A 22,946-nucleotide genomic window follows, 5' to 3' on the forward strand; every position below is an offset into this window, starting at 1 on the left:
TCTTAGGTAGACTACTCATATTTTCTACAACTACTCAACCTGATCTAGATTAAAATCTAGTCCAGATTACTCAAAAGCTCTTTAGATTTTCTTTACGAATCACCTCTGAGCGCTCGCAAAAGGTTTGGTCGTTTTCGCACCTAACCTTTCAAGAATATTTTGTAACAAAGTGGTTTATTGAGAAAAAGACATCACAAGATTTAGCATCTCAAGTTGATAAAATATATTGGAGAGAAATATTTATATTGGCTGTTTCAATTTTGAAAAATGCCGACGATTTACTAAAATTAATGAAGATAAAAATTGATAATTTGATCGCTGATAATCGAGATACACAATTTTTCTTGGACTGGGTTGAAAAAAAAGCAAGTCGGATAAAATCTAATCTTAAACCATCTTCAATGAGAGCGGCTTACCACTATTTAGTTCATGTTTATAGGGACAATAAAGCTGAGCAGATTTATGCTTATCTTGAATCTAGGGACTTTATGGATTCACCAGGAAATTACTATTTACCCAGGAAAATCGAAAGCCAACTAATAAATGTCAAAGAGTTGCTTTCCTCATCGTCTCTACTCTTGTACTCTCTTGATCCAAATCTTTATAAGTCTTTAAACAAGTATAGTAGTGATTATTATAAATTTAAACAAAACAGTCAATTTTGGGAAATTGCTGAATCTTTATTTGGTAAATTTTCCACATCTTCTCTTGATTACTATTCTTTTGATAATCGTGATTCACCACAGCATAAATATGGAAAAACAATATTCACTAAATATTACAATTTAAATAATTTACTCATTTATTGTCTTAAAAACAGTAATAATGTTAGCCAGGAGGTTATGAAAGAGATTGATGAAACATTATTATTACCGATCGCCGAAATTGAAAAACGCAAACGTGAAATAGCAGAATAGAGTGATAATCTCATGATTTGTATTGAATTTTAGGCTACATCATTAGACGGAAGTTTAGGAATTTGATTGTAAACTTCTGAATTTTCTTCAAGGGCTTGACGTAAATCATATTGTGTTTGTAAATTTAACCAAAACTGTGCAGTGTTGCCAAAATAGTAGGATAGACGCAAAGCTGTATCAGCCGTAATACTCCGTTTTCCAGATAAAATTTCACTAATTCGTGTCTGAGCTACACCTATATCTTTGCTTAATCTATAGGCTGTGATATTCAACGGTTCTAAAAATTCTAGTTGTAGGATTTCGCCTGGGTGAATGTTTGGCAATCGGTTGTTATTCATAATGATTTTTATACTTAGTGGTAATCGACTATTTCAACTTCCGAAGCATTGTTTTCATCTGTCCAAACAAAGCAAATCCGCCATTGGTCATTAATCCGAATACTGTACTGCCCACTTCTATCACCAACTAGCTTTTCTAAGCGATTGCCAGGTGGAACGCGCAAGTCATTAATTGATGTTGCTGCGTCAAGGATCAGCAGTTTTCGTAAAGCAGTCTTCTGAATATTGGGTGGGTATTGAGAAGATGTAAAGCCTTCAAAAATTAGCTTTGTCTCTTTAGACTTGAAATTAACAATCACAATAATATCGTTTTGCGTTAATATCGTCAAACGTTAGTATACATTTCAAGTGGTAAATTTTGACATTGACTCAGCAATGACGTAACCGCCTAGCGTAGCTGATCGCTCATTCATACACTTGATTAGGATGATGCCTGACAACAAGTTGCGCTACGTCTACGTTTAGAATTTAAGCGTAAGCATATCCTCTAAATCTTTCCCAGCGCGGTTAATATGACTGACGTGAACCTCGACAGCACTGGAAATATTACGATCGCACTCCTACCCCAAGACAATGGAAAGTATATTTGTCACTTATCATCGTCTCTGAGCGATTCTCCTAGAGAAAATATACAATGCTACGGTCAAACCAAAGAACACGCGATCGCGATCGCCTTAGAACAACTAGCCGATGACTATCGCAAAATAGCAGAAGAACGACAAAATATAGCTTGGGACACAGTGGAGCGATCAAACTCTGGAGAGCCAATAGCCAAGCATTACCATGTAATTCTGCACTACGAGCGCATTGCAGAGGAAGAATCGAAATTTGAGGCAATGCACAATACCATTATGGGAAATACGGTGGTGGAGAATGCTAATATCACCGTGATTGAGATTGATCCAGATATACCAATTGAGCCATTAACGCGATCGTGGGATTGATTGGGGTAGTAAAATCCGGTTTTCAGGACTTGAGTACTGTTGCGATCGCCTGATGAAATTAATGCGGACTGTTGTGTCTGGCGTTTCCACCTTTGGAATTTAAACTGAAAAAATCTTATCCATTTCCACACAGCATTGAAGGCAAGAAGATAAAGCTTCCAAAACTGAACTGTTGAATTGGCTATTGAACTAGCTGAACAGTTTTATAACCATACGAACCCATAGAATCCTGATTCTGCCGTTGCTGGCGGATTGTTGCTAATTGCTCTAATGCTTGGTTCAGCCCTCTTAAAATGTGCCGCTCATATCGAGCCAATTTATCTGTCTCTTGGGGCAAAGCCCGCGATTTTTTCTCTTCTTCCCTAATCTGTACCTGCAAATTTTTCAGTTCTGCACCCCCACTTCTATCGCTTCCCAAATCCATGAGTGATTGGAGGGCATCAGGAAATTTAAAATTCATTTCAGCCCTTAAAATAGAGAGATTAGCGATCGCCGCCTCCGCCTGCCAAAGTCGATTTAACTTGAGCCACCCCATTGCCACTTGCTGCACCAGCAGTTTTTCCGTAGCAGTTGTTGGTTGATATTCGTCAATTAAAGACTTTACACAGCCTTGAAATATCTCTAAATCTTCACCCAGCACTAGCGGTGGATTAACCGAAAGTAGTCCATGCCGATTAGAGTTTTGAGAAGCAATCGACTTGCCTTTTTGTGTAACTGGCCCACGAGATTTTTTTCCATTGGCTCGACAAATTTCAGGATTAGCAACCATAATTTTGTTTCACGATAACTATTAAAATGATTTTGCTGGCTGGAATGACACACAATAATTACTTTGCGATCGCTCATACGAAGATACAGTCAATAAATCATCGAATGGCGATCGCCTTACCAAGTTATTATTGGCTATCGTCGTTAGTCTTGGCTTCTAATGGCTCAAGAAAAGATTCAAGACACTCATGATCACGTAAATGTTGAGGTAATGTCGTATCTTCAAAGGTAATACTAGCTTCACCATTAGCTGTGAGGGAATTAACCACAGCAACCTTGCCGTCCCTTTTAGAACCGAGACATCTGAATACTACCCGCATCCCTTGAGCAATTTTTGGGATTGAACTATTATAACTCTCATTGCTCCCCTGGGGTGAGTTAAGAGTGGTAGTTAAAACTCGTGAAATGACCACACCTTCTTGATTTTGGACTTTTAACTCCTCTCCTTCAGATTTCTTAATTAAAAGTGAGTTAAAAGTAGAGTTAAAACTCTGTAATTCTTGTTCTGGAATAATTTCAGAGTTTTGATTAACAAGTGGAACAGAAACATCAGGGAGGGGGGACTGTGTGGCGTTTCTACAGTAGACTTTACGCCGGGTATTGTTTGGAGATTTACTTTTACTAACCATTCCTCGTTGGTGCATTTTACATAATTCAACCCCTATGTTGTTACCACCCACTGCATTCTGAATTTCTTCTGGTTCGTATCCTACTCCTGGATGCTGATCTAAAAATTCTAAGATGCATTGTCTTAAAGATTGGCTTTGTTGGGCATTATCTAGAGATTCGCCAAAATGCCCTAAATTTTGAAAAACACCTGTGGTAGCGTCATACATGAGTTTCAGGGTTACAGGCTCATAACCTCTAGTTTTCGCCATTGAAAAAATTCGGTGAGGGTCGGATTGATCTTTACTTGCCTTTTCTATTCGGTAGTGGAAACTTACACTACCGGCAATCGCTGTTGATCCAGATGCTCTGCTGACTCCTGTATCATCCTTATTTTTATTATCGTGGTGAACCCAGAGTAGAGTACCACCATAGCGAATAATAAGCCTTTCAACCTCTTTTAACCAGTGGCCAATAGACTCAGACTTCTCCTCAATCCCTAAAGGGTGGATAATAGTTGCTCGAATACTGTCGATAATAACCAAGTCAGGTTGAAATTCTTGTAACCATAATTCCAAGCTTTCTAAATCTTTAATAGTCCAAGCTGCCATATTACGAGTTTCACCAATAACCCGAATATTTGGCTCATTATCAAAACCTCTGTGTGAGAGGTAATTAGCCGTGATGTTGAGAGGCTGATCGCTATTTATCATTAACACTTTACCATTTCTAGTTTTTTCTCCTAGAAATGGAGTACCACTAACCATTGAATAAGCTAGGTCAGCAGTCCACAAGGTTTTTGACGCTCCTGGCAAGCCAGAAAGGATACCACTGGCTCCCTTTGGTATAATTCCTTCTACTAGCCAACTTAAACCTTCATTCTCAAGAGCGAATACTTCCTGTAGTGTTAGAGGTTGCGGTTTTTGTTGGTTTTGCTTTTCAGCATATTGAATAGCTTGACACTGCTGCTCAAATTCCTTGGTGGTTATATGATATCGACTAAGAATTCTATTCCGTTCTGTTATCTGCCTCTGGGGATTCGTCTCCCGCAAGTAAGCTTGAATTTCAAGCTTTAATCTGGTTGCAAGAAAATCCCGACGCAGAGGATTTAAAATTTTCCGCTCCCAAAAATAATCCTTAAATCCTGCTTGTTGGCGAATTTTTTCAAGCAGGAGATTTTCTTCTAGTTCATCCAAACCTTGATTAATAATGACTTTCGCTTTTTCTATAGCCTCATCTTGAGTTAACATAAATTCGGTAGTTTTCTTGGTGTTAGTGCTTTTAACCCCAGAATTATTAGAACTACTTGAAATTTGGTAATTGGTATTTGATAAAGTTACCTTTATATTTGATGGACATTTAACCTCATATATTTCTTGATTTAATTGACAAATTTTCAGCCAGCATTTCTCCTCTCCACCGTAAAACTTTGAAGATGGGTCGCTAGATTCCACATCAATGCTCTTGATGATGCGCTGTACACGGGCATCATCAATATCTAATTTTTTACCGCCCTGTAAAACAATATCTTGTGCATTACTATCAAGTAATATTTGGTTACTATTACACCAGTTCTGCCAACCAAAAGCTTCATGAGCTAGTGTAGTTAGTGCCTCACTGCGATCGCCTGTGAGATTATCTCCATTCAAAATCGCTTTAGCTTTATTTGAAAGCAGCTTATCTAGAGGGATACCAGCTTGTGCAAAGTCAGTTTGAAGTGATAATACAGGAGCTAACTTGTTTCTTTTGCTGGATGGATAAACACCGATAGATTCTAAATTTTCTACTTCTATTAATTCACCTCGTATTATAGATTCATAAGCATTTCCAGATGGGCCAATAGTTGGGCTTAGAACTGTAAATCTACCACTGCTTAAAGCTTCTCCTACGTGCTTTCCCCCAAGAAATAAGGCAAAGTTTGTGAAATCAGGCTTATTTTTTACTTTTATGCCTATTCGCAACCCTCCCGAATGAGTTATCTCACAAAATGTGTAATGTGTTCTGTTCTAACCACTTTAAAACTGTATCTTTGCAATCTTGTGGTGACTTAAAATGCTTAACATCAAAATCAAGCCAGACAGTTTTATTCCATCCACCTAATGTTCCGACTCCGTTATCAGGATGAGCAAACCAAATGTATATTTCTTGTTGTGTTGGTAGTGTTTTCTGATATTTTTGGTGTTGAATTAAGTGTGGAATTCCATGTTTATCTAGATAACTAGGATTTTTTCCTGTGTATAATGGCTTAGGAGTTTTTCCATCCGCTTCATACTCAAATTTTCCGTTTTGATCTCTTTTTGGATACTTGTATGGGTCTTGCTTCGGAGCAACTGGTAGTGCAGGAAAGTTGAGTTCAGTTAAAAACTGAATAGTTTTGTAGCGTTCATCTACATATTGTTCTTTTTTTATGGAATTTGCAATCATTACTCACCTCCTTTTTTAGTAATTTTGGAGGTAGCAAACTTTTGCTTTAAATTCACTTGACCGGATTTCTTCTGATTGGAAGGTAGCGATCGCAAATAATTCTCTATTGCTCTTTGGTGTACTTCTGGCGCATTACGATTAGCTACCCAGTCCAATATTAACGGCAGATTGTAGCGAACAGAGCGCGTATTTAACCTCTGCCAGTGAATTCCTTCTAGCCAAACACCCGAAAGCCGATATTTCTTAAAAGTAGAGTTTGATAGGCCGATCTTTTGGCTCAGAGTTATTTTTGAACAGAAATGGATGTCCATAATTATTTTTCAACTTTTACAGACACCATTGTTTGACAGCGAAGTCTGTAACGCCAAGAATGCCAAAACTGTTAAGCTTTATGAAGCTTCCATTTTTCTCGGAGAGTACCCTCAGTAATTATTCCCTCAACACAATAATGAGAGTTTCGCTTATGGTTCTTGAGTGCTGGATCACGAGAACTTTTAATTTTTAAGCGAGCCATAGCATCAATATTATTTGAATTAATATCTAAGTATGGTTTAATGCTATCTAATCCACAATCTGCAAGTTTATATGCTATTGCGATTACGCGATCATACCAAATTGCCTTTGCTGCATTTTTGTCAATCAATTTCCAAAACTTATTTTCTTCCTGTTTCTCTATTACTTTATCTTTGTGCATTTTCCGTTTGAGTTTATTAATTTCATCAATTTCCCATTCTTTATATTCATAAAAACTCAACAGATAACTGCTAAACTCTCCTTCTATATCTCCTCTGATAATTTCACACAGCAAATCTGTATTAGATATAAAAGGGTAACCCCAATTCTTATCTAAATTTAGTGTGATTAATCTGCTGTTATCGCGGATTAAATGCCAAAGATTTTTGTATAAATCAGCTTCTAGCCACTTATAGTCATATGTCCACTGATCAATTTCACCTTTCCTAAGTAACGGTAAAAGCGGATCATCAACCCCGCCTTTAGTTGACAAAAAGCATTTAGCAATATAGATACACTCATCTTTATATCTAACCCAGATTTGTAGAACTCCGTAACGAAGATTCTTTTTTCCATCTAGCAATTTTGCATCTGGTAGTCCAGATATAAAAAATGCTATTTGCTCCTCTTCAGTTCCATGAGGTAATCCAACTGATTGATAGCCATATTCTGCATTAGAGATTAGGTAATTTCCTCTTTTTATTGTAGATAAATACTTGATATAACAGTGTCTTCCGCTAATTTGGTATTGTTCTTGTTTGCTGGATTCCTCATCACTATTTAATTCCTCTATTAAGAAAGTTCGGGTGGTCTAAGGTTCGTAAAGTTAGTAGCACCGTAGTGATTGTCAATCATCTTGGCGGAGGTTCCAGTCCATCGCCCGATCGCAGTGCTGTTAATATGTGATTCCACACAAAAACTAATAAATGTGTGTCGTGTCTGGTAGCTTTTGCGATAGGGAATGCTGCATTTACTTAAGATTGCTTTCCATGCACGATTAGAAAAATTGTGATGGTCGATAAATTTTCCTTTTGGACTGGTAAAAATTAATGCTTCAGGATTAGCTTCTTTCGGTCTGATATCATCCAAAATTGCTTTTACTTCTGAATTAGTGGGGAAATCCCGCTTTCTTTGGGTTTTCAAGCCCTCTTTTAAGACTAAGCCGTCTTCAGAAACAACAACAGATTCCCGAAACTGAATAACACTATTGGTAATGTGTTTCCATTTCAAACCAATTGCCTCAGATGGTCTACACCCTGTAAAGAAAAGGAAACGCACATAGTGAGTGTAGTGGCTATAGTGGCGATCGCTAGCAAAAGTACGAATAATTAAATCTCTTTCTTCTTTACTGAAGGGATTAACATCTTGTTCTTCTATCGCACCTTTTGGGGTTTTGATTTTCATAGCAGCAAAAGGGTTCGAGTTAATTAACCCTTCTCCCATTGCCCAATTACAGCAAGCTTTCAACTGAGTTAGACAACGTTTGGCCGCATCTGGAGTTAAATTTGCCAAGAGATAATCTCGAACAGCCGATGCTTCATCTAGCGATCGCGTCGGTAACTTAGCGATGTGATTCCGATGCTTGGTAAAGTCTTTAGCGAAGGTACTAGGACTGATTTGAGGTTTTTTGAACTCGCTATATTTATTCCATAGCTCATCTAACTCTGGTTTTGGTTTCTGAATTGGTGTAACTGGTGTAACTGTACTCAGAGCGGATTTGGGCTTGTACTTCTCTAAAGTGACATCAAATCTTTCATATAAGATGTCCTTTTCTATCTCAGAAGCTTTCAGTTCTGCCAGTTTCCTATGAGCAGGGGTATCCGGTAATCCTGTAGACAAGTAATGGCGCTTCCCGCCGTAGCTAAACCTCAACTGTAATCGACCATTAGAATTAATTATGGTGACAGACCCCTTAGAGGATCGTCCTGTAGGAGTTTTTGAGTACATTTGTTTTATAGTGTGAATGTACTATAGTCTACACCATTTACACCATCTTTACACCAATTAATAGTCTAAACTCACCCAAAAATACCCAAAAGTTTAGGGTTATAAGCTATCTTCCTGTTTAGTTGAGAGCTTATAACCCTTATTCTGTCGATGTATTTGTTAGCTTTAGGAGATGCCAGGAACCAGACTTGAACTGGTGACACGAGGATTTTCAGTCCTCTGCTCTACCAACTGAGCTATCCCGGCTTGTGCTTTTTCTTGACCACGACTACTAAGTGTAGCAAACATCAAATGATTTGGCAAGGGGTTGAGCAAAAAAACTATACTGCCTTCAATCGCAGCTTCACACAGATAAACACAGCCACAAACAAAAGAAACTGGATAAGAACAATACTAGGGCCAGAGGCAAGATTGAAAGCGCCTGACAAGACAATGCCAACAATGCTACTAGTCGCACCAACTAGCATTGATATGAAAAGAAAGCGGCCAAAGTGGTAACTCATCAACTTGGCGGTAGCAGCTGGAATGACGAGAAAGGCGTTTACAAGTAAAACACCAACAGCCTTAATGGCCACAGCTACGGCTAGTGACAGCAAGACCACGAATCCATAACGGTACAATTGGACTGGAACACCTTGAACTTTTGCTACATCCAGGTTCAGGGTCAATAAAATTTGCTGTTGTAGGGTTGAGAACAAGAATATGCTGCTGGCTATCAGTACGAGTAATGTCAAAATTAAATCTGTGGTATCAATAGCCAGGATATCACCAAACAAAACACTCATTAAATTGCCACGATATCCTTGAATGAGATTGGTGAGAATTACACCGATCGCTAATGCACCAGAGAGAACTATACTGAGTACGCTGTCACTACTTAAATCTGTCTGGTCGATTAAATAAAGGACGACAACGCCAAAAACTAAAGTAAAAGGCAATAGCATGGAAGTAGGGTTAACTTGTAGCAGTACACCCAACACCACGCCTATCAATGCTGCGTGACCAACTGCATGGCTGAAAAAAGATAGCTGGCGCAAAGTAACAAAACTGCCTAGTAAACCCCCTAATATTCCCATTAAAACAGCACCCGCGATCGCACGTTGCATAAAAGGGAATTGCAGCAAATTCACCAGATTATTAATACTAGCCACACCCATTAAAAGCGAGGAGGTAGGATGCTGGAGAAAGGCGGTTGTAATACCCATACAATCTAATTTGTATTCATTCATACGTAGTTTTGATAGCGATTTCCACCTCCGTCAGGTAGGACAAGAAAGAATTAACCGCCGATAAAAGAGGATGGACGCAGATAAATTTGTACCTTAGCAGGCTAGGCAATGCTTTGTTTTGGGTACTATTTTTTCAAAACATAATATTAATTCTTATATTTTTTAGTTTTTCATTAAAGTATATAATTGTTACTATACTATTGTTACCAATTTTTTAAAAAATCAATTTCAAATTTAATTACTCTTTAAGCCAATAATTTAATTTACCCAATTCACATGATTAAATCTAGTAGAATTTGTAATGTAGAAGTTATCACACAAAGTATTGCCACGCCTCTTTCCACCGAAGTTTTGAGTACCGAAAAATCCCAACGAATGGCAGATTTTTTTAGCTTTTTAGGGGATGCTAATCGGCTACGAATTCTCTCTTTCTTAGCAACAAAAGAACTATGTGTGAGTGATATAGCTACACTCCTAGAGATGAGTGAATCTGCTGTTTCTCATCAGTTAAGAAACTTACGAGCAATGCGTTTAGTCAGTTATCGTAAACAAGGACGCCATGTGTTTTATCGCCTCCATGATAATCACATTTTGGAGCTTTATCAGGCTGTAGCGGAACATTTAGACGAAAAAGATTAATATAATAATTTTCAATATTTCCTAGCCTACGTAATCATTAAATAGGCAAAAGAGTTTTGTCTATTTTGAATTGTGAATTGTTTTAGTGATGATGTTCATAGCGACTGAATCCAGGGCCGTAAGTTGCCAACAAATTTTGAGGTGAAAGTGCTATTTCTGGCTGACCAGTACAAACAAGAGTTTGGTTAAGACAAAGCACGCGATCGCAATGGCGGCTGACCATATCAATATCATGGGAAACTTGTAAAACAGTCCAACCCTCCTGTTGCTTTAATTCATTCAACATTGTGTAAAAATCGGCTGCACCTTGTATATCAACCCCAGCAAAAGCTTCATCTAAAACCAAGATTTTTCGAGGTATTACCAAACAGTAAGCCAGCAAAACACGCTTGAGTTGACCACCACTTAGAGTACCAATGGATTGATTCCGCAGATGATAGGTATTGGTTCTGCTTAAAGCTGCGGCGATCGCTGCTGATTTTTCTCGGTTATGACTTCCTAGCCTGGAGAAAAATGAATATCTCTTATGACCTTCATCTACCCATCCTAATCCCACCAACTCTTCCACAGAGATGGGAAAGCTACGGTCAAAGATAAAATTTTGTGGCATATAGCCTAAAAGATGACGTAATTTTCCTAAGCTAGCTATGGAACGACCAAAGATTTCGATCTTACCGACACGGCGGGGAATCAAATCTAAAACCGCTTTTACCAAAGTACTTTTACCCGCACCATTAGGGCCGACTATCGCTGTATCTGTCCCTGGTAATAACTCAAAAGAAACATCCCGAACAGCTAAATAGTTGCCTTGATATACGGTCAAATTGTCTACTCTTAAAATTGGCGATGTCATCAGTCCTGGGTAATTAGTAAATGGTAATAAATTCTGGTTTCACAACTATTTACAACCTGCTTCTAGAGTTTGTAAATTATTTTTCATTGCCTGGAAATAATACTTTGGATTGGTTTCACCACTTTCCAGAGAACTTAGAGGACGCAAAGTTAAATTTAAATCTTTCGAAAGGCTAGTAAGTAATTTATTATCTACGCCTGGCTCACTAAATAAAGCTTTCACATTGTATTTTTTGACTGTGTTAACGGTTTTTTGTACATCTGCTGGTGAAAGTTGATCTTCAGGAATTTGTACCACTGCAACTTGCTTAAGATTATAGCGTTGAGCTAGATAGGGAAAGGCATCATGGAATGTGATAAAAGTGCAGTTAGGAGTTTTTTGCAAGGTTTGCTGAAATTCATTATGTAAATTGTCTAACTCCTTAATATAAGCCTCTGCATTAGCTTGGTAAATAGTTTTATTTGCCGGATCAGCCGCAATTAATCCATCTCGAATATTTGCTACTTGTTGTTTTGCTAAGACTGGATCTAGCCAAACGTGGGGATTACCTTCAGCATGGTCATGTGCATGACTATGACTGTGGCTTTTTGTTCCTGTTTTGACAACTGGTGAAATTTCATTTACAGCTTTAATATTTTTGCTGGCATCTATTTGAGTTAATTGAGGATTTTGGGCATTTTTTACCGTATTGTCGAGAAATTCCTCTAAACCCAACCCATTTTTGATTAAAACATTGGCTGTGGCGATCGCTCTTACATTATCAGGTGTTGCTTGATACTCATGTATCTCTGTGCTTGGAGGTATTAAAATCGATACATCTGCTGCTTCTCCTGCTACTGCTTTAGTAAATAAGTAGATGGGCAAAATTGTTGCGACTACTTTGGTTTTTGGCTCTTGTACTGATGGACTTGAGGCTGCTTCTTGCGCTCTAGGGGACTGTTCACCAGTTGTTCCCTGATTGCTATTCGATTGGTTACAGCCAACCATCACAGAAAAAATTAGCAAAGTCATTAAGGACAGAATGCCATTGTGCAGTCTATCTGTTTTACGTCTGATGCGACTCCAAATCACAGTCTTTTCTCCTCCATAAGGATTTGTCACCGTCAAAATAGATTTTGACAATGATACTTATTGTACATCGTCATATTATAATAATTCTCATTCTCATATACTGAATCCTCATCTTTTGGGTCAGCAATCACCAAGGTGTTTTGCAGGTATTTCTATGTGTATCCTCTTTACATAAATTGATGAATTACGAATTCTTGACTTTAACTGTGACAAAAATTGCTAAGTGCTGTTAATATCTTGAGAATACTTTTGAAGAAAATGTGATCTCACATGAACTTGGTATAGGTGTTACCAAGACAAAAATGTATGTGATCAAAGTGTGAGGAGAAAAATGCAAAAATTGTGGAAGTATTTGCTGGTTAACCCAGTAATTTGTAGCATCATGCTATTTTCTGGTGCTGCTACCTTTGCAGGAGAAACACCTGTAACTACAGACATAAATGAACCATCAAAAATAGCTAGTACAGACGTAGATTTTGATAAAACTACTCAAAATGAGGTAATGTCACAAGTTACCTCTGTATCTCAATTTTCCGATGTACAACCTACAGACTGGGCTTTCCAAGCATTACAATCACTAGTGGAGCGTTACGGTTGTATAGCTGGGTATCCCAATGGGACATATCGTGGTAATCGCGCACTAACCAGATATGAATTCGCTGCTGGTTTGAATGCTTGTCTTGATCGAGTTAACGAGCTAATTGCTACTGCAACAGCTGAGTTAGTCACAAAAGAAGACTTAGCTACATTACAACGACTACAAGAAGAATTTTCTGCGGAACTGGCAACATTACGAGGTCGAGTTGATGCACTAGAAGCACGTACCTCGGAATTAGAAGCCAATCAATTTTCCACCACTAGTAAATTGCAAGGACAAGTTGTAGCTGTTGTTAGTGATGTCTTATCAGGCAACCAAGTCAACGGTAACGAAATTGTAGACAAAAATACCACTCTGGGAGTAAGAGCGCGAGTAGAATTTGTCACCAGTTTTACAGGTCAAGATACCCTGTTTACTAGAATCCAAGCAAACAATATCCTCTCCCCTGACATTGGTACACCAGAAGGTAACTTATTCTTTGCTGGAGATGGTACAACTAATGCTGCCATAGATACCCTCTATTACAAGTTTCCACTAGGTGCAAACACACAAGTAATTGCTATTGCCAACGCAGGCGCAGCAGATGACGTTACCAGCACAGTCAATATTTTTGATGGAGACGGTGCTTTTGGTGCTTTAACTACCTTTGGTACACGTAATCCAATTTATAACCAAATAAGTGGTACAGGATTAGGCGTAACCCATGAATTTGGTGATAGGTTGGCACTGAGTTTAGGCTATTTAAGCGGTACAGCTAACGACCCAACACCCCAGAATGGTATATTTAATGGGTCTTATGGCGCATTAGCACAACTGACAGTTAAACCAAGCGATCGCATTACTGTCGGGTTAACATATATCAATGCTTACAGGCAGCCACTACTTACAGGAAGTAATGCTGCAACTTTCCAAGATTTAGCAGCATTGCAAGGATTGAATGAGGCTGTATTTTCCAGTAATTCCTACGGTCTCCAAGCTTCTGTTGGTATCACCGATAACATAGTTTTGGGTGGTTGGGCTGGTTACACTAATAGCCGTTCCTTGGCTGGAGGGCGTGGCGACGTTGATATTTGGAACTATGCTGTCACTCTCGGCTTCCCAGACCTTGGGAAACAAGGTAACTTGGCAGGTATCATCGTTGGTATGGAACCAAAAGTGACAAGTTCTAGTATTGCTGGATTGGATAGAGATCAAAATACTTCCTACCATGTGGAAGCATTTTACCAATACAAACTAAGTGACAATATCACCATCACACCAGGAGTTGTCTGGCTCACATCCCCAGACCATAACAATGATAATAGTGATGTTGTTATTGGTGCCTTGAGAACTACATTTAGTTTCTAACTTTTTCAATATCACAAAAAAGGCGCAAAGAATCACTTTGCGTTTTTTTTATGGGAAATTACCAGATTAGAGAAACCATTGTCTATTCAACTGAGTCAAATCAGAAAATATGTGGAAATTACTGAAAATTTTTTGTACAATTGTTATGGTTTGCTGATTTAATTTTTGAGATCCACCCAATAATACAGCCATAATTTAAACTTTTGCAGCTTGAAAAAAAGACCAGCCTCCCACAGCTGGTCTAACAGATTTTTTTCGCGTTGTCTTCTCAATAGAGTTAGAACCCTGTTGCGTATTCCCAAAATGCAACGGGCAACTTTTCTTAACAATATTGTAACAGCCAACACAGTTTTTTTGAAAAATTTTACCGAAAAAAGATATACCCTAAGGTAATCAGCCTCTATCTTTCAGAATATTTCAAAAAGGTCAATGGGGGGAGATGAGGAGGAGGTAGAGAGTTATGAATAACTAATGGCTCTTGACTAATAACTCTTGACTATTAAGTAAGGGCAAGAACCTTTTAATAAGTCCAATTGTCACTGCTGGTAGTTCTAACTGTGGGGTTAAGCCTACATCTTCCAACTGTTGAAACACTCGGATTGCTTGAGGATTCTGTTCTGCCAAGCGACGGCCAATTTCTGGGCCGGTGAATTGGGACTTTTGTCCCCAAACGATGGCTGTGGGAGTAGTTAACTGTTGAATATAAAGGGATAAGTCAAAGCACAAATCACCCCGGACGAATGATAATGCTGCATACTCAGCATTGGCTTGTTGAGCAGATTGTAGATAAGCTTCAACAATTTCGTCATATACTCGGTTAGCTTGCGCGAATTGCCGTTGTTCTAAGAAACTACGAATACCGCCACTACTAGCAACTCCTGTGCTGTACAGTAAGCGGTCGAGAAGAGGAACACTGACTATCTGAGCAAATATACTGCGGGAATAGTTTTCGCCAAAATCAGATAGTCCGGCTGGTGTGAAAAGAATTAGCGACTTAAATAAATTGGGATGAGCGATCGCTATTCTAATTGTAAAGGCCGCCGTCAGGGAAGAGGCGATCGCTGTCACTGGCCCGGTACAAGTCTGCTCAAAAAATTCCCGAATTGTCGTTAAATAATCGTCAATATTGTAATTGCGTTCTGGATGCTCAGATTTACCCCAACCAATTAAATCTGGCGCTATTACCCGATATTCAGCAGCAAAAGCAGGATAGACTTTTGACCATTCGTAAGCAGAAGAACCACCCCCGAAGCCGTGCAGAAACACCAAAGTTTCTTGGTTATCCGTCTTCCCATTGTCCTGCCAAAGTGAACCTGTGGCAGTGTAATACACCATTTTACCTAGTGAGGTAATTATAGAGCGTTGCTCAAATCCCGGTGGCTGAAACATAGTTTTAGTTATTAGTTATTGGTCATTGGTCATTAGTCCATAGTCAACAGTCGTTAGTCCATAGTTATGATTTTTTCTGTTTTACTCCCCCAATCCCCAGTCCCCACAATTGCTATTATCAACGAACCAAGAATTATGACACCTCTAGCCAGCGTCAGATTAAGTAGATGTAAAATCACTGGATTACTTGTAAAGATTCAGTAATTTTTTTTTCACTACCTAAAAGATTTTTTGCCTGTAATTACCGTATGATAGGGCTTACTTAAATTTATTTTTGGTAGCTACTATCACTTAGCTAATATTTGGAAACCAGTTTTTTGTGGTAGTCTACAGAAAACTTACGGATAATTATGAGCCGCTTAAAATAGTTCAAAAGCTCATAAGCGATAGTTATTTGTTAACACACAAAACAATTAGCTGTCACTAATTTTGTGATTCTCTAGGTAATGGTAAGGTGGGTTGTTGTGGTCAAGCAGGCTACTCTTCAAACGGATAAAGTACCAAAATTTGAAGACAGTACATTTGCACGTAATCAATTTGATGTGCAGAAACAAATTATAGCTTCAGTTAAACGGAGCCAATCAGAAGAAAACATTAATGCCAGTACGATAGATTCACACACTTGTATATGTCTGAACTTAGAAGACTTAAAGTGCTTTGAAGTCGTAGAGCATCAATATGAACATTGGGGAGTGATTTTTCATAATTCCCTAGCTATACAACCATCAAACCCAGCTTTTCCCACTAATTCAGGGTTAACAGTGTTGATGGGTGCGCCCAAAAGCGGATTTTTGGAAGTGACATTTTTGCGTGGTGTTAACCAAGTAAATGCTTGTGTCACTAGCTCGCAAAGACTGGTACTTTCTGCCTACGATCGCGATCGCCAGTTACTAGCTCAAAGTATACTTCCCAGCGCGAATCTTGCCAACTCTGATTCAGCGTTACCCCCCAACACGTTGTTATCTGTGACAACTCAAAACATTCACTCTGTTACCTTCTGTGCATTTGACGGTCAATTTACCCTCAATGAATTTCGTTTTTGCATTTAAGGACAACCCGGAAAAATTGTAGTAGCAAAATCCCTTGATCCACTTCAACCCGGGTATTCTTATAGAGTATTATTGATTGTCGATTTACAGTATTTGGTATTGGGAAAGCACGAATGCTCAGTATGGTAAAACTTGGATCTAACTTTGTATTATGCAAAAAGATTACCATACTACAAACATGAACAGCCAAACTTGTCCTTTCTTCATACCAAGTAAAACTTATACGCTAGACAATCTTGTAATGTTAGGTAGGTAAACACTGTGGTAAAGGCTTTGTCTTCTTGGCAGCAATTAATCAACCAGATGCCCAACTGGCTGCTTCCAGAGCTTAAGACTAAAGCCAACAAGCGGCGGACTTTTCAGCATCTCTCAGAGCCAAGCGGTCTTTTAATCTTGCTGACAATTATTGTAGCGATGCTGTTGTGGAACTGGAAACTACTATTGGCACTGCTGGTTGGCGTTGGTGTAATGTTATCAGTCTACTCAGTGCAAAAATGGGACTGGCAATTACGCTGGGTAGAAATTCAAAAGCTTGTTAATGGGACAAACCGCCGATTAGTCATAGCTGTAGGTAGTGGGGGAATAGGTACTTTCAGTACTTATATGGCTGTGGCAATTTTGGCTGATTCCCATAGCCCTTGGATAGCTGCTGGTGCTATTGTCCAAGGACTGGGGACATTGCTAACTGTAATTTTACTCGTGTGGCAACTTGTAAAATTGTATGCTGCTAGAGAAGAACAGGACTTTGAGCAATTGTTCCTCAATCTCACAGAAAAAGACCCCTTAAAGCGCTTGGTTACTTTACGTCGATTAACTAAAATTATCAACGCTCAAAAAATTGATTCTGGATTGCAGCGAGAGATTAACCAATGCTTGCAATTGTTGTTGGCTCGTGAGGAAGAACCAATAGTACGAGAGGCAGCATTTGAGGGCTTACAAGCCCTGGAGCAACTACAACCACTACAATCTAGTCCTCTGCCGACTCTGATACCTTTATCAACCAAAGTTAAAGCAAGAGTTTCTAATTCGTAATTAAGTAGGCACAAGTTAGAAAAAAAGCTAATGACTAATGAGCAATGACAAATTATTTGCGATATAGTCTACCATTACGAACCTGAACTACGGGGCGATTACACCGACGTACTAGTTGTTCGTCGTGGGTAATGACAATGACCGTTGCTCCAAAAGAATTTAACTTTTGGAGAATTTGCATAACTTGCCAAGAGTTATCGGGGTCAAGATTGCCGGTAGGTTCATCAGCTAAAAGCAATGGTGGTGTTCCCACAATTGCTCTTGCAATACTTACCCGTTGTTGCTCTCCTCCAGAAAGTTGGTCGGGAAAACAGTCAGCTTTAGAAAGCAAACCCACCAACTTTAATGTAGGTTCTAAACGTCTCTGAATTTCCTTGCGGGTATAACCTTGAGCCTGCAATACAAAAATGACATTTTCCGCGACTGTTCGCTGGTAAATGAGTTTGTAGTCTTGAAACACAATGCCAATACGTCGGCGTAATAATGATAAGCGATCGCCCCGTAAGGTGTTAACATTACATCCGCTAACAATCACCTCTCCTTGAGTGGGTAACTCCTCCCCATACAGCAGTTTTAACAGAGTTGACTTTCCTGAACCACTAGGCCCTGTAATAAATAAAAATTCTTTCTTTTTGATCTCTAAGTTAATATCCAGCAAAGCATGACAACCGTTACCGTAGGTTTTTGTCACTGAGTTTAACTGCACCATATTACTGGTACTACAACTTTCTTCTTGGGTTTTACTCTCTTTTTCATGAGTAGCCTGTTCGGCAGTTACTGGATTTGTTAATACGGTCATTACTAAATGTTCCTCAGACAATAAGCAATTGTTCAGTGACTAATTTTCATTCTTGCGAGCCTTACTCTCAAGGGGTTTGGAAAGTTTACCCTTGCCTGAACAGTATTGACTTAAAAATAAGGATTCCCAAATGATACCTGGGAATCCCAAATCATAAATTAAAAATTCTTGAATTTGTTAAATTGCACCCTTCATAGTCAAGCGATAAACAAAAGCTTTCACAGCAAACTGGGGCAAAGCCAACATCCGCCGCCAACGCCAAGGTTCTTTATATAAACGATATAGCCATTCCAAATTATTATTAGCTAACCAAGCAGGCGCGCGATTTTTCGTTCCTGACCAAATATCAAAACTGCCACCAACACCAATCCAAATGGCTTGGGGACACAAATGACGATTTTGGGCAATCCATAATTCTTGGCGTGGTACACCCAAACCTACCAAAATCACTTGCGGTTGTAGTTGGGCAAGAGTTTGTTGCAATTGTTGTTCTTCTTCCGGCGAATGGTAGCCGGAATAAGTACCTACTATATTCAAATTGGGGATTTTTTGCTGCCAATCATTGGCTGCTTGTGCAGCTACTCCGGTGGCTCCTCCATAGAAAAACACAGTTTTATCTGCCTGCTGTTCCCCAATTGTTTGCAATAGGGTTTCCGCTAGTTCAATCCCCGGACAACGTTGGACTTTTTGCCAACAAAGCCACCGCAAATACATTACCACTCCTGCACCATCAGGAATTACCAATTCAGCATTCTGAATTATTTTGGTAAGCAATGTATTTTGCTGCGCCTGCATCGTCATTTCTGCATTAAGTGTGACTACATGAGCGCCTTTCCCGTGTTGTAAGCATTCCAGTAACCAACTCGGATAGTTACTCATCACATGAACTGGGATTCCCAGTACTGAAAACACTTTAGATGATGGAAACATAGCCCTTTAGCCTCACACCAGATTCTCTCGACGATAAGTTTATCAAATTTTTTAATAGGTCGCCTCTGGGCTGATGGCGGGGCTAAGATAAGCAAATTGTCGCCATCAAGCCCCGATTTCGCATGATAAAAACAGCTTATAATGCTTGAGTAACTTTGTATCATTGATTTTTGACAAATATCTCCAAAAATAACCTGATTCTTTCGAGTAATCACGAGGCTATATAAGGTAGTTGACGAACAAAACAGGAAAATTTTGGTGAAAATATTAAAGACTGCACTTTTTTTAGCTGTAATCAAAAATTTCCCAGCCAGAATTGATACGTCGATTAGGAAACAATGCTTATTCTTGAGGTACATCTATCTGATTTTATGATTTAAGTGTAACGTTCTCATAAGAGTGTGTATTGGTCATAGACCCATGCACCAGACCAGATGACTAGAAATTATATATTTATTGTTAGATATTTGCTGAAAACTGTATCTATGAAGAATTTTGAGTAAATTCGATTTTGAAGTTAAGCTAGCGTGACGGGTAGAAATTGACTATGAGTAAAATTCGGATTGCGCTGATTGAGGATCATGATCTTACCCGTGTGGGTATTCGGACAGCATTACTACAAAAAGAAGAAATTGAAGTTGTAGGAGAAGCTGCCAATGCGACAGAAGGACTGAATATGTTAAAAAAAGTCCAACCAGATATTGCGATTATTGATATTGGGTTACCAGATAAAGATGGAATTGAGCTAACAAGGGAATTAAAATCTATCAATAATGGCGCAGACTTCCCAACAAAAGTATTGATTTTAACCTTACGCGATAACAAAGAAGCAGTTTTGGCAGCTTTTGCAGCTGGGGCTGATTCTTATTGTATGAAGGATATTAAGTTTGATAATTTACTGGAAGCAGTTAAGGTAACTTACAATGGCAACGCTTGGATTGATCCAGCGATCGCCAGAATTGTATTACAACAAGCACAACAACAGCCTACTAAATCAGACACCACCACAGCCCAACCCAAAAATTCGGTTATAAACCCAGAAACTGAAGATAATTTGGATACTATCAACCCCTATACCCTGACAGAAAGGGAATTGGAGGTGTTACAGTTAATTGTCGAAGGCTGTAGTAATGCCATCATTGCTGAACGGCTTTATATCACCGTCGGCACAGTAAAAACCCACGTGCGGAATATTTTAAATAAACTCTGTGCTGATGACCGCACCCAAGCAGCTGTCCGTGCCTTACGTTCTGGATTGGTGGGTTAAAGTTAGATTGGTTTTAAAGATTCTCAAACAAACTAAAGAGTAAAGTTATACTTGTCAAACAAGTAATATTTCGATAAAAGATGACTTTTATTAGTATCTTTTGACGAATAGGTGAGATAAAAATTGCCATATCTCGCCAATTTTTAGTATGCGAAAATGCAAGTCAACTTATGACGGAAACTGAGGTAGAAAAGCTTAAGCTCATGGTAGTAGACGATGAGCCAGATAACTTAGATTTGCTCTACCGTACTTTTAGGCGAGATTTTCAAGTCTATAAAGCCAATCACGCCGGTAAAGCTTTAGAAATTCTGGCTCAAGAAGGGGAAATGGCTGTGATTATCTCCGACCAGAGAATGCCGGAAATGAACGGTACCGAATTTCTCAGCCTTACAGTAGAAAAATTTCCTGATACCATTCGGATTTTACTGACAGGTTTTACAGATGTAGAAGATTTGGTAGAAGCCATTAACTCTGGTCAAGTTTTCAAGTACATCACCAAACCTTGGAACCCCGAACGCCTTAAGGTTTTAGTTGAACAAGCTACTGATACATATCGCTTGGTCAAAAAGCGAACTCAGGAGTTGCGTCGGTCTTTGCGGCGAGAATCTTTATTTAATGCTGTAACAACGGCAATTCGAGAGTCCTTAGATTATGAGAGTATGCTGCAAAAGATTGCAGCCACTATTGGACAAACCTTTGCAGCTACTTGTTGTTTGCTCAAACCAGTAGAAAACAACCGTCTCACCCCAAACCAATTTTATTATCAAAATCCAGCACACAATTTACCAGATAGTGCCTTTGACCCTGCTGGTTTGATTACCAAAGTCATCGAAACTGGTCATTATCAAATTGCCCAAGATGTATACGATGGCAATGCCTGTAACTATTTAGTTGTACCCCTATCCTATCAACAGCACTTGCTGGCTGTGCTAGCTCTTTACCAATGGGGACGAGAACATCCTTGGCAGGATGAAGATATCCAATTAATTACAGGTGTAGCTGAACAAGCAGCTTTAGCGGTTTACCAAGCAAAACTTTACCAGCATCTACAAGAAAAACAACAGCAAATTAGTGCTGAATTAGAAGTTGCGCGTCAAATTCAAAATAATTTACTACGCCAGACTCTACCGGATATCAAAGGTGCAAAATTACAAGCTTGTTGTTATCCTGCACGAGAAGTAGGCGGTGATTTTTTTGAAGTCTTTGTCCATCCTACCAAAGGAGATGTGTGGTTAGCAGTAGGTGATGTTTCTGGTAAAGGAGTGCCGGCTGCTTTATTCATGGCTAGTGCAATTTCTGTATTACGTCGGGAATTAGCTCAAGAAATCCCAGCCGAACCCAATGTAGTTATACATAATCTCAACAATGCTTTGTGTGATGACTTAACTAGCAACAATTGCTTTATTACTTTTGTCTTAGCTCGTTACACACCCACTACCAGAGAGTTAGTCTATGCAAATGCTGGTCATATATATCCCCTGGTTTGGTCAACCCAAATTAATACCCTAGAAAAACCCAACTACCTCAAAATCAGAGGCATTCCTTTAGGAATTTTGCCGAAGTGGCAGGCTAAGTCGGGTAGTTTATTTCTAGAACCTGGAGATACACTGCTGCTAGCCAGCGATGGCATCACAGAAGCAATGGTATCAAATAAGTTATTTAAAACCGTAAAAACCGTGGGTGGCGTTCAGCCAGTAACTCATTCTATGCTGAATCAAGATGGTCTGTGGCAACTCTTACAGCAGGAGCCTCAACCACTATCTCTCAACCATTTATTAGCTCGTATTCAGGCAGATAACCAAGTTCAAGAAGACGATCAAACTATACTCTCACTGGAGGTTTTGTAAGTTATGAAAAGTGAGCTTCATGTACCAAGTGACTTGAACTATTTAAACATCGTCGAAAGCTGGTTACTGGGATGCTTAAAAATTCAGTTAGGAGAATCTGTTGATTGGTCACGACAGTCAAGCCGCTTGCGCCTGGCTTTGGTAGAAGCCTACTCTAACGTTGTGCGTCATGCCCACAAAGAGCAACCAAATTTGCCAATCTTACTACGTTTGGAATTTAACGAGCGAGATGTTGCTTTGGAAATTTGGGACTACGGCGCAGGTTTTGATATGTCTACCTACTTCCCACCCAATCCGGATGATAGGCAAGAAGGTGGCTATGGTTGGCTAATTATGAATCGTTTGATGGATAAAGTAGAATATCAGTTGCAAGTTGATGGGGCTAATTGCCTCAAGCTAGAAGCTACCATACCGGAATTAGTCAATAATTAAAGCTGGT

Annotated in this window: 23 protein-coding genes and 1 tRNA gene; 9 read left to right on the plus strand and 15 right to left on the minus strand. The window is 39.1% G+C overall.

Features of this window, described 5'->3' with window-relative positions; all coding sequences use genetic code 11:
* Window positions 1–245 precede the first annotated feature (245 nt).
* Window positions 246–917 carry an NACHT C-terminal helical domain 2-containing protein gene (locus H6G18_RS22060; RefSeq protein ID WP_190409239.1) on the plus strand — a complete coding sequence of 224 codons (672 nt, stop codon included), beginning with the start codon at window positions 246–248 and terminating at the stop codon, window positions 915–917.
* A gap of 29 nt (window positions 918–946) precedes the next feature.
* Here the strand turns inward: H6G18_RS22060 and H6G18_RS22065 are convergent, their stop codons facing one another.
* A complete protein-coding gene (locus H6G18_RS22065) occupies window positions 947–1,255 on the minus strand; it encodes a HigA family addiction module antitoxin (RefSeq protein WP_190409240.1) in 309 nt (102 codons plus the stop codon).
* Window positions 1,256–1,269: 14 nt separating this feature from the next.
* Window positions 1,270–1,584, minus strand: coding sequence for a type II toxin-antitoxin system RelE/ParE family toxin (locus tag H6G18_RS22070; RefSeq protein WP_199311798.1), 315 nt, complete (start codon window positions 1,582–1,584; stop codon window positions 1,270–1,272).
* Window positions 1,585–1,767: 183 nt separating this feature from the next.
* Between H6G18_RS22070 and H6G18_RS22075 the strand changes: the two genes are divergently transcribed.
* Window positions 1,768–2,199, plus strand: a complete 432-nt coding sequence (locus tag H6G18_RS22075; protein WP_190409242.1) for a hypothetical protein — start codon at window positions 1,768–1,770, stop codon at window positions 2,197–2,199.
* Window positions 2,200–2,380: 181 nt separating this feature from the next.
* Here the strand turns inward: H6G18_RS22075 and H6G18_RS22080 are convergent, their stop codons facing one another.
* From H6G18_RS22080 to H6G18_RS22115, 8 genes are all read right to left on the minus strand, one after another.
* Window positions 2,381–2,968, minus strand: coding sequence for a hypothetical protein (locus tag H6G18_RS22080; protein ID WP_190409243.1), 588 nt, complete (start codon window positions 2,966–2,968; stop codon window positions 2,381–2,383).
* Between the two features lie 127 nt (window positions 2,969–3,095).
* Entirely contained in the window at window positions 3,096–5,534 is a 2,439-nt protein-coding gene (locus H6G18_RS22085; RefSeq protein ID WP_190409244.1) for an AAA family ATPase, read from the minus strand.
* A gap of 19 nt (window positions 5,535–5,553) precedes the next feature.
* Window positions 5,554–5,997, minus strand: coding sequence for a hypothetical protein (locus H6G18_RS22090; protein WP_190409245.1), 444 nt, complete (start codon window positions 5,995–5,997; stop codon window positions 5,554–5,556).
* Window positions 5,997–6,308 (minus strand): hypothetical protein, encoded by a 312-nt coding sequence (locus H6G18_RS22095; protein WP_190409246.1) that lies wholly within the window; start codon window positions 6,306–6,308, stop codon window positions 5,997–5,999. The genes H6G18_RS22090 and H6G18_RS22095 overlap by 1 nt, the downstream gene beginning before the upstream one ends.
* A gap of 71 nt (window positions 6,309–6,379) precedes the next feature.
* A complete protein-coding gene (locus H6G18_RS22100; RefSeq protein ID WP_190409247.1) occupies window positions 6,380–7,003 on the minus strand; it encodes a hypothetical protein in 624 nt (207 codons plus the stop codon).
* A 299-nt stretch (window positions 7,004–7,302) separates the two neighbouring features.
* The gene (locus H6G18_RS22105) at window positions 7,303–8,457 is read right to left on the minus strand and encodes a site-specific integrase (RefSeq protein WP_190409248.1); all 1,155 of its coding nucleotides are present in this window, start codon (window positions 8,455–8,457) and stop codon (window positions 7,303–7,305) included.
* Between the two features lie 173 nt (window positions 8,458–8,630).
* Window positions 8,631–8,703, minus strand: a tRNA-Phe gene (locus H6G18_RS22110).
* A gap of 74 nt (window positions 8,704–8,777) precedes the next feature.
* Entirely contained in the window at window positions 8,778–9,614 is an 837-nt protein-coding gene (locus H6G18_RS22115) for a metal ABC transporter permease (protein ID WP_242040440.1), read from the minus strand.
* A 348-nt stretch (window positions 9,615–9,962) separates the two neighbouring features.
* Here H6G18_RS22115 and H6G18_RS22120 point away from each other — a divergent pair, with 348 nt between their 5' ends.
* Window positions 9,963–10,325: an ArsR/SmtB family transcription factor gene (locus H6G18_RS22120; protein WP_190409249.1), complete on the plus strand. Its 363-nt coding sequence runs from the start codon at window positions 9,963–9,965 to the stop codon at window positions 10,323–10,325.
* A gap of 82 nt (window positions 10,326–10,407) precedes the next feature.
* Here H6G18_RS22120 and H6G18_RS22125 read toward each other — a convergent pair whose 3' ends face one another.
* Together H6G18_RS22125 and H6G18_RS22130 are read right to left on the minus strand one after the other, a co-directional pair.
* Window positions 10,408–11,178, minus strand: a complete 771-nt coding sequence (locus tag H6G18_RS22125) for a metal ABC transporter ATP-binding protein (protein ID WP_190409250.1) — start codon at window positions 11,176–11,178, stop codon at window positions 10,408–10,410.
* 45 nt (window positions 11,179–11,223) lie between these two features.
* Entirely contained in the window at window positions 11,224–12,189 is a 966-nt protein-coding gene (locus H6G18_RS22130) for a metal ABC transporter substrate-binding protein (RefSeq protein ID WP_190409266.1), read from the minus strand.
* 391 nt (window positions 12,190–12,580) lie between these two features.
* On the opposite strand from H6G18_RS22130, the gene H6G18_RS22135 reads away from it, so the two are divergent.
* Window positions 12,581–14,194: an iron uptake porin gene (locus H6G18_RS22135; protein ID WP_190409251.1), complete on the plus strand. Its 1,614-nt coding sequence runs from the start codon at window positions 12,581–12,583 to the stop codon at window positions 14,192–14,194.
* A 468-nt stretch (window positions 14,195–14,662) separates the two neighbouring features.
* On the opposite strand, the gene H6G18_RS22140 is transcribed toward H6G18_RS22135, so the two are convergent.
* Window positions 14,663–15,583, minus strand: a complete 921-nt coding sequence (locus H6G18_RS22140) for an alpha/beta fold hydrolase (protein ID WP_190409252.1) — start codon at window positions 15,581–15,583, stop codon at window positions 14,663–14,665.
* 446 nt (window positions 15,584–16,029) lie between these two features.
* Between H6G18_RS22140 and H6G18_RS22145 the strand changes: the two genes are divergently transcribed.
* Window positions 16,030–16,632 (plus strand): hypothetical protein, encoded by a 603-nt coding sequence (locus H6G18_RS22145; RefSeq protein ID WP_190409253.1) that lies wholly within the window; start codon window positions 16,030–16,032, stop codon window positions 16,630–16,632.
* Window positions 16,633–16,893: 261 nt separating this feature from the next.
* Entirely contained in the window at window positions 16,894–17,664 is a 771-nt protein-coding gene (locus H6G18_RS22150; RefSeq protein ID WP_190409254.1) for an armadillo-type fold-containing protein, read from the plus strand.
* Window positions 17,665–17,716: 52 nt separating this feature from the next.
* Here the strand turns inward: H6G18_RS22150 and ftsE are convergent, their stop codons facing one another.
* Both ftsE and H6G18_RS22160 read right to left on the minus strand, forming a co-directional pair.
* The gene (gene ftsE, locus H6G18_RS22155) at window positions 17,717–18,463 is read right to left on the minus strand and encodes a cell division ATP-binding protein FtsE (RefSeq protein ID WP_190409255.1); all 747 of its coding nucleotides are present in this window, start codon (window positions 18,461–18,463) and stop codon (window positions 17,717–17,719) included.
* 177 nt (window positions 18,464–18,640) lie between these two features.
* Window positions 18,641–19,393: a WecB/TagA/CpsF family glycosyltransferase gene (locus H6G18_RS22160; protein WP_190409256.1), complete on the minus strand. Its 753-nt coding sequence runs from the start codon at window positions 19,391–19,393 to the stop codon at window positions 18,641–18,643.
* Window positions 19,394–19,940: 547 nt separating this feature from the next.
* Between H6G18_RS22160 and H6G18_RS22165 the strand changes: the two genes are divergently transcribed.
* The 3 genes from H6G18_RS22165 (at window position 19,941) to H6G18_RS22175 (ending at window position 22,939) form a co-directional block, all read left to right on the plus strand.
* The gene (locus H6G18_RS22165; RefSeq protein ID WP_190409257.1) at window positions 19,941–20,660 is read left to right on the plus strand and encodes a response regulator transcription factor; all 720 of its coding nucleotides are present in this window, start codon (window positions 19,941–19,943) and stop codon (window positions 20,658–20,660) included.
* A 170-nt stretch (window positions 20,661–20,830) separates the two neighbouring features.
* Window positions 20,831–22,507 (plus strand): SpoIIE family protein phosphatase, encoded by a 1,677-nt coding sequence (locus tag H6G18_RS22170; RefSeq protein WP_190409258.1) that lies wholly within the window; start codon window positions 20,831–20,833, stop codon window positions 22,505–22,507.
* A gap of 3 nt (window positions 22,508–22,510) precedes the next feature.
* Window positions 22,511–22,939: an ATP-binding protein gene (locus H6G18_RS22175; protein WP_190409259.1), complete on the plus strand. Its 429-nt coding sequence runs from the start codon at window positions 22,511–22,513 to the stop codon at window positions 22,937–22,939.
* Window positions 22,940–22,946 lie beyond the last annotated feature (7 nt).

This window comes from Anabaena subtropica FACHB-260 (assembly GCF_014697105.1).
GTDB lineage: Bacteria > Cyanobacteriota > Cyanobacteriia > Cyanobacteriales > Nostocaceae > Trichormus > Trichormus subtropicus.